Source organism: Paracoccus sp. S4493 (assembly GCF_000967735.1).
In the GTDB taxonomy this organism is placed as follows: domain Bacteria; phylum Pseudomonadota; class Alphaproteobacteria; order Rhodobacterales; family Rhodobacteraceae; genus Paracoccus; species Paracoccus marcusii.
Genome location: NZ_JXYF01000087.1, coordinates 22,288 through 28,323, shown reverse-complemented (window position 1 = coordinate 28,323; position 6,036 = coordinate 22,288). Strand labels below are relative to the sequence as shown.

The following is a 6,036-nucleotide window of genomic DNA, read 5'->3' as shown; positions in this document are numbered from 1 at the left end:
ATTCTGCTGGGTCGATACAGTCACGCGCCGCCCGCCGCTGCCGTCGCTGTTCGCGGGGGTGCTGCTGGGCGGGATCATCGCGATCTTCCTGCAGGGCGCGGGTCTGCACGACGTCTTCACCTATGCCCAGTCCGGTTACGCGATCGAGACGGGCGTGGCCGACATCGACAGCCTGCTGAACGCGGGCGGCATCCAGTCAATGATGTGGACCATCTCGCTGATGCTGATCGCGCTGGGATTCGGCGGCGCGCTGGAGCGGACCGGCTGCCTGGAGGCGATCATCAACGCCATCATCAGCCGCGTCAAAAGCTTTACCGCCGTGCAAAGCAGCGCCATTGCGACCGCCTTTGCCACCAACGTGGTGGCGGGCGATCCCTATATCTCGATCGCGCTGCCGGGGCGGATGTATGCGCCGCTGTACCGCGGCATGGGCTACTCCACGCTGAACCTGTCCCGCGCGGTCGAGGAGGGGGGCACCCTGATGTCCCCGCTGATCCCGTGGAACGCGGGCGGGGCCTTCGTCATCACCGCCCTGTCGCTGGGCGTGATGGACGGCAACCTGACGAACCTACTGTACATCCCGCTGGCCTTCGCCTGCTGGACGGCGCCGCTGATCGGTATCCTCTATGCGGTCACCGGCTGGTTCTCGCCCCAGGCGACCGATGCCGAACGCCGCGAGTGGGACCGCCAAAACGAGGACGTGCTAGACTTGGGCGATCACGCCCTGGGCGAGAACGCCTAGAGGTCGAAGCTGGCCATGACCGGGACGTGGTCGCTGGGCGCCTCCCAGCCCCGCAGGGGGCGCAGGATGCGGCTGCCATGGGCTGCGCCTGCAATGTCGGCGGTGGCCCAGATATGGTCCAGCCGCCGTCCCTTGTCGGCCGCGTCCCAGTCCTTGGCCCGATAGCTCCACCAGCTGTAGAGCAGCCCTTGCGGGATGTCCTGCCGGGTGACGTCCACCCAACCGCCCGCGTCCTGGGCGGCCAGCAGGTGCTCGACCTCCACCGGGGTGTGGCTGACGATCTTCAGCAGCTGCTTGTGTGACCAGACGTCGTCCTCGCGCGGCGCGATGTTCAGGTCGCCCACCAGGATCGACCGGGTCGGGCGGTCGGCATGGAACACGTCGCGCATCTCGGTCAGGAAATCCAGCTTCTGCCCGAACTTCAGGTTCTGGTCACGGTCGGGGATGTCGCCGCCCGCGGGGACGTACATGTTGTGGATCACCACGCCGTTCTCCAGCCGGGCGGCCACGTGCCGGGCATGGCCCAGTTGCGCATAGTCGCGGTCGCCCGCATCCTCCAGCGGCAGGCGCGACAGGATCGCCACGCCGTTGTAACCCTTCTGCCCGCGCGCCACGATATGCGTGTATCCCAGGTCCGCGAACCGGGTCAGCGGGATCTTGTCCACCGGCGACTTGCATTCCTGCAGGCACAGCACGTCGGGCGCCTCTTCCTGCAGCAGGCGGGCGACCAGACCCTCGCGCAGGCGGACCGAATTGATGTTCCAGGTGGCGATGGTGAACATGGGCAGGCTCCTTTGGGCACGGACCCTAGCCGCGCGGGCCTGCCCTGTCGAGGCGCGGGCTTGCCATATGATCCCCGCGCGCTATGCAAGGGGCGCGGGGATTGGGGGATACGGCCATGAAGATCACCATCGACGAGGCGCTGACGCGCGGCGGCACGGGCCGGTTCCAGTGGCGCCTGCTGGGCATCTTCGGCCTGGTCTGGGCGGCGGACGCGATGCAGGTGATCGCGGTGGGTTTCGCCGCACCCTCGGTCGCCGCGACCTTCGGCCTGGAGCGGGTGACCGCGCTGCAGATCGGGACGGTGTTCTTCCTGGGCATGTTCGTCGGCGCCTTTGCCTTCGGCCGGCTGGCCGACCGGATCGGGCGCAAATGGGTGCTGATCGGCACCGTCGCGATGGACGCGGTGTTCGGGCTGGCATCGGTGATGGCCGGCGATTTCACCTGGCTGCTGATCCTGCGGTTCCTGACCGGGGTCGCGGTGGGCGGCACGCTGCCCGTCGACTATGCGATGATGGCCGAATTCCTGCCGCCCAGGAACCGCGGCCGCTGGCTGGTCTGGCTGGAGGGGTTCTGGGCGGTGGGCACCATCGTCGTAGCCCTGACGGCCTGGGCCGCCGCCAGCATGGGGGCCGTCGCGCCGTGGCGCTGGATCTTCCTGGTCGCGGCGATGCCGGCGCTGATCGGGTTCTTCCTGCGGTTCTGGATTCCGGAATCGCCGATGTACCTGGTCCGCAAGGGCCGCCAGGCCGAGGCGCGCGCCGTCATCGACCGCGTGCTTGCCGTGAACGGCGCGATGCCGCTGCCTGCCAACGCGCATCTGCGTCCCGCACCGGTGCCGTCGGGAGGTGCCGCGTCGATCATGGCGGCTCCGCTGCGGCGCGCGACCATCGGCGTGCTGGCGGTGTGGTTCCTGGTGTCGCTGTCCTATTACGGGGTCTTTGTCTGGGTGCCGGGACAGCTGGCGACCGAAGGCTTCGGCTTCGTGCGCGGATACGGCTTCCTGGTGATCCTGGCACTGGCGCAGGTGCCGGGATACGCGCTGGCGGCCTGGGGGGTCGAGGCGGTCGGCCGTCGCCCCACGCTGGCGGCCTTTCTGGTCCTGTCGGCCCTGGGCTGCGGCCTGTTCGCCCTGGCCAGCAGCCCCGCCCTGGTCGCCACCGCCCTGATCGTGATGAGCTTTGCGCTGCTGGGCACCTGGGGCGCGCTCTATGCGTTCACGCCGGAACTCTATCCCACGCATCTGCGCGGCACGGGCATGGGCACGGCCAGCGCGGTCGCCCGCCTGGGCGGCATCCTGGCGCCCAGCCTGCTGGCCGTCGTCTTTGCGCGCGGCTTTGGCCTGGCCATCGGCAGTTTCGCCGTGCTGCTGCTGCTGGCGGCGGCGGCCCTGCTGCTGATCCGCATCGAGACCCGCGACCGCGCCATCGGGTGACGGGGAACAAGGCGGCCCCCCGCCCGTTGCCCCGTCACATCACCGAAAGGAGTTCACATGGGCCAGCTGGTCGACGGCGTCTGGAAGGACGAATGGTATGACACCGACAGCACCGGGGGAGAGTTCAAGCGCGACACGGCCAAGTTCCGCAACTGGGTGACCTCGGACGGGCAGGCGGGGCCGACGGGCGATGGCGGGTTCGCGGCCGAATCGGGACGCTATCACCTCTATGTCAGCCATGCCTGTCCCTGGGCGCATCGCACGATGATCTTCCGCGCGCTGAAGGGTCTGGAGGATCACATCGACATCTCGGTCGTCCACCCCGAGATGCTGAACGAGGGATGGGAATTCCGCACCGATTTCGACGTCGCCACGGGCGACCGGCAGTTCGGCCTGGACTATCTGCGCCAGGTCTATCTGAAGGACACGCCCGACATGTCGGGACGCGTCACCGTCCCCGTCCTGTGGGACCGCCAGACCGGCCGGATCGTGTCGAACGAAAGCGCCGACATCATCCGCATGTTCAACAGCGCCTTTGACGGCGTGACCGGCAACACGGACGATTACTGGCCCCAACCCCTGCGCGCGCGCATCAAGGCGATCAACGACCGCGTCTATGACACCGTCAACAACGGAGTCTACAAGGCGGGCTTCGCCACAACCCAGGAGGCCTATGACAAGGCGGTCCATCCGCTGTTCGACAGCCTGGACGGGATCGAGGGGCTGCTGGCCGAACACCGCTATCTGACCGGCGACCGCATCACCGAGGCCGACTGGCGGCTGTTCACCACCATCGTCCGGTTCGATGCCGTCTATCACACGCATTTCAAGTGCAACCGCCGCCGCGTGGTCGACTATCCGAACCTGTGGGGATGGGCACGCGAGCTGTACCAGTGGCCGGGCGTCGCCCGGACGATCCATCCGGATCATTTCATGCGGCACTATTACTACAGCCACGACATGATCAACCCGCACCGCATCGTGCCGATCGGTCCGGACGCGGATTGGACCGCGCCGCACGGGCGCTGACCGGACGGCCGCCCAAAAAAGAAGCCCCGGCGCAGGGAACGCCGGGGCAGAACAGAGAGGGAGGGGTGTGGCCGCATCCGCCGACCACTGGGCTTCGGGGACAGAACGTCACATCAGGGCTTGGGTTCCCGGCAAAGTTGTCTGCGCAGAAACCCGCCGATGCCTCAGGCGACCAGGCGATAGCCGCCCGATTCCGTGACCAGAAGGCGCGCGTTCGACGGATCCGGCTCGATCTTCTGGCGCAGGCGATAGATGTGCGTCTCCAGCGTGTGCGTGGTTACGCCCGCGTTGTATCCCCAGACCTCGTGCAGCAGCACGTCGCGGGCCACCACCCCGTCCTGCGCGCGGTACAGGAACTTGAGGATGTTGGTCTCCTTCTCGGTCAGGCGGATCTTGCGGTCCTTGGTGTCGATCAGCATCTTCATCGACGGCTTGAACGTGTACGGCCCAAGCTGGAAGATCGCGTCCTCGGACTGTTCATGCGTGCGCAGCTGGGCGCGCAGGCGGGCCAGCAGAACCGGGAACTTGAACGGCTTGGTGACATAGTCGTTGGCGCCCGCATCCAGGCCCAGGATCGTGTCGGCATCGGTGTCATGCCCGGTCAGCATCACGATGGGGCATTTGACGTTCAGCTTGCGCAGCTTCTTGCACAGCTCGCGCCCGTCGGTATCGGGCAGGCCGACATCCAGGACCACCAGGTCAAAGATCGCGTTCTTGGTGGCTTCGACCGCCTCGGCGCCGCTGCCGGCCTCAGTCACGTCGAAATCGTCGGTCGCGACCAGCTGTTCGGCCAGGGCCTCGCGCAGGTCTTCCTCGTCATCGACAAGCAGGATCTTCTTCAGTCCGGCCATGGTTGCCTCCTTTGCGTCATTGCGCAATGAGTTGGGCGTCGCAGCCCGGACCGTCCAGCACCATGTGCGAATCCTCACACGGAGTTGTCGGATCGGTGCGTTATGTTTCAGACTGTTTCAAGAATGCGTGGCCCCATGAGCCTGATCCCGACCCTGCCCGAGACCATCGCCCGCGCCCGCGCCGACCTGCGCATGGGCCTGCCGGTGGCCTTGGGCGACCATCTGGCTGCCGCGGTAGAGACGCTGTCGCCCGCGCGTCTGGCCGATCTGCGCGCGCTTGGCCCCGCCGTCCTGGCCCTGACCGGACGGCGGGCCGAAACGCTCAAGGCGCGCGCCTATGACGGCGATCTGGCGCGGGTTGCGCTGCCCGTGGGGGCCGATCTGGCGTGGCTGCGGGCGTTGGCCGATCCCGCAGGCGACCTGATGACCCCGATGAAGGGGCCACTGACCACCCTGCGCGACGGCGATGCGGGGCCCCATCGCGCGGCGCTGGCGCTGGCGAAATCGGCGCAGCTGCTGCCTGCCATGCTGATGGTCGCGGCCCCCGCGCCGCCGGGCCTGACGCGCCTGCCTGCGGGTCCGGTTCTGGCGCAGCTTGCGGCCGAGGCCGCGATGGCCCCGGTCGCGGCGGCGCGCCTGCCGCTGTTGTCGGCGGAGCGGTCGCGGCTGCACATCTTCCGTCCCGATGACGGTGGAGAGGAGCATTACGCGATCGAGATCGGCGATCCGCCCCGCGACGCGCCCGTCCTGGCGCGACTTCATTCGGCCTGCTTCACGGGCGACGTGCTGGGCAGCCTGAAATGCGATTGCGGGCCGCAGCTGAACGCCGCGCTGGCCGCGATGGGGCAGGCGGGGGCGGGGGTGCTGCTGTACCTGAACCAGGAGGGGCGGGGCATCGGGCTGGCCAACAAGATGCGCGCCTATGACCTGCAGAACCAGGGCTTTGACACCGTCGAGGCGAACCACCGCCTGGGATTCGAGGATGACGAGCGCGACTTCCGCATCGGCGCGGCGCTGCTGCGACGGTTGGGTTTCGGCGCCGTGCGCCTGATGACCAACAACCCGCGCAAGGTGGCGATGATGCAGGCCCATGGCATCGCGGTCCCCGAACGGGTGCCGCTGGTCGTGCCGCGCAACCGTCACAACACCGGCTATCTGGATGTGAAGGCCGAAAAGTCGGGGCATCTGCTGTGACCGGC

At 67.9% G+C, this 6,036-nt stretch carries 6 protein-coding genes; 4 read left to right on the top strand and 2 right to left on the bottom strand.

Annotated features, from left to right (window positions below):
• On the top strand, window positions 1-742 hold a 742-nt coding region (locus TW83_RS12740), incomplete at its 5' end, for a Na+/H+ antiporter NhaC family protein (RefSeq protein WP_045983154.1).
• Here TW83_RS12740 and TW83_RS12735 read toward each other — a convergent pair.
• The gene (locus tag TW83_RS12735) at window positions 739-1,524 is read right to left on the bottom strand and encodes an exodeoxyribonuclease III (protein WP_045983153.1); all 786 of its coding nucleotides are present in this window, start codon (window positions 1,522-1,524) and stop codon (window positions 739-741) included. The two genes, TW83_RS12740 and TW83_RS12735, sit on opposite strands and share 4 nt — an antisense overlap.
• 116 nt (window positions 1,525-1,640) lie before the next feature.
• Between TW83_RS12735 and TW83_RS12730 the strand changes: the two genes are divergently transcribed.
• Together TW83_RS12730 and TW83_RS12725 are read left to right on the top strand one after the other, a co-directional pair.
• A complete protein-coding gene (locus tag TW83_RS12730; RefSeq protein WP_045983152.1) occupies window positions 1,641-2,957 on the top strand; it encodes an MFS transporter in 1,317 nt (438 codons plus the stop codon).
• 57 nt (window positions 2,958-3,014) lie between these two features.
• Window positions 3,015-3,986: a glutathione S-transferase family protein gene (locus TW83_RS12725; protein ID WP_045983151.1), complete on the top strand. Its 972-nt coding sequence runs from the start codon at window positions 3,015-3,017 to the stop codon at window positions 3,984-3,986.
• Window positions 3,987-4,150: 164 nt separating this feature from the next.
• Here the strand turns inward: TW83_RS12725 and TW83_RS12720 are convergent, their stop codons facing one another.
• Window positions 4,151-4,837: a response regulator transcription factor gene (locus tag TW83_RS12720; RefSeq protein WP_042249906.1), complete on the bottom strand. Its 687-nt coding sequence runs from the start codon at window positions 4,835-4,837 to the stop codon at window positions 4,151-4,153.
• Window positions 4,838-4,972: 135 nt separating this feature from the next.
• Here TW83_RS12720 and ribA point away from each other — a divergent pair, with 135 nt between their 5' ends.
• Window positions 4,973-6,031 carry a GTP cyclohydrolase II gene (ribA, locus tag TW83_RS12715; protein ID WP_045983150.1) on the top strand — a complete coding sequence of 353 codons (1,059 nt, stop codon included), beginning with the start codon at window positions 4,973-4,975 and terminating at the stop codon, window positions 6,029-6,031.
• The last annotated feature ends 5 nt before the right edge of the window (window positions 6,032-6,036 follow it).

What these genes read in the sequence shown, in the direction of transcription:
- ribA (WP_045983150.1), top strand. Translation starts at nt 4,973, where the DNA reads ATGAGCCTGATCCCGACCCTGCCCGAGACCATCGCCCGCGCCCGCGCC.
- TW83_RS12735 (WP_045983153.1), bottom strand. Translation starts at nt 1,524, where the DNA reads ATGTTCACCATCGCCACCTGGAACATCAATTCGGTCCGCCTGCGCGAG.
- TW83_RS12720 (WP_042249906.1), bottom strand. Translation starts at nt 4,837, where the DNA reads ATGGCCGGACTGAAGAAGATCCTGCTTGTCGATGACGAGGAAGACCTG.
- TW83_RS12730 (WP_045983152.1), top strand. Translation starts at nt 1,641, where the DNA reads ATGAAGATCACCATCGACGAGGCGCTGACGCGCGGCGGCACGGGCCGG.
- TW83_RS12725 (WP_045983151.1), top strand. Translation starts at nt 3,015, where the DNA reads ATGGGCCAGCTGGTCGACGGCGTCTGGAAGGACGAATGGTATGACACC.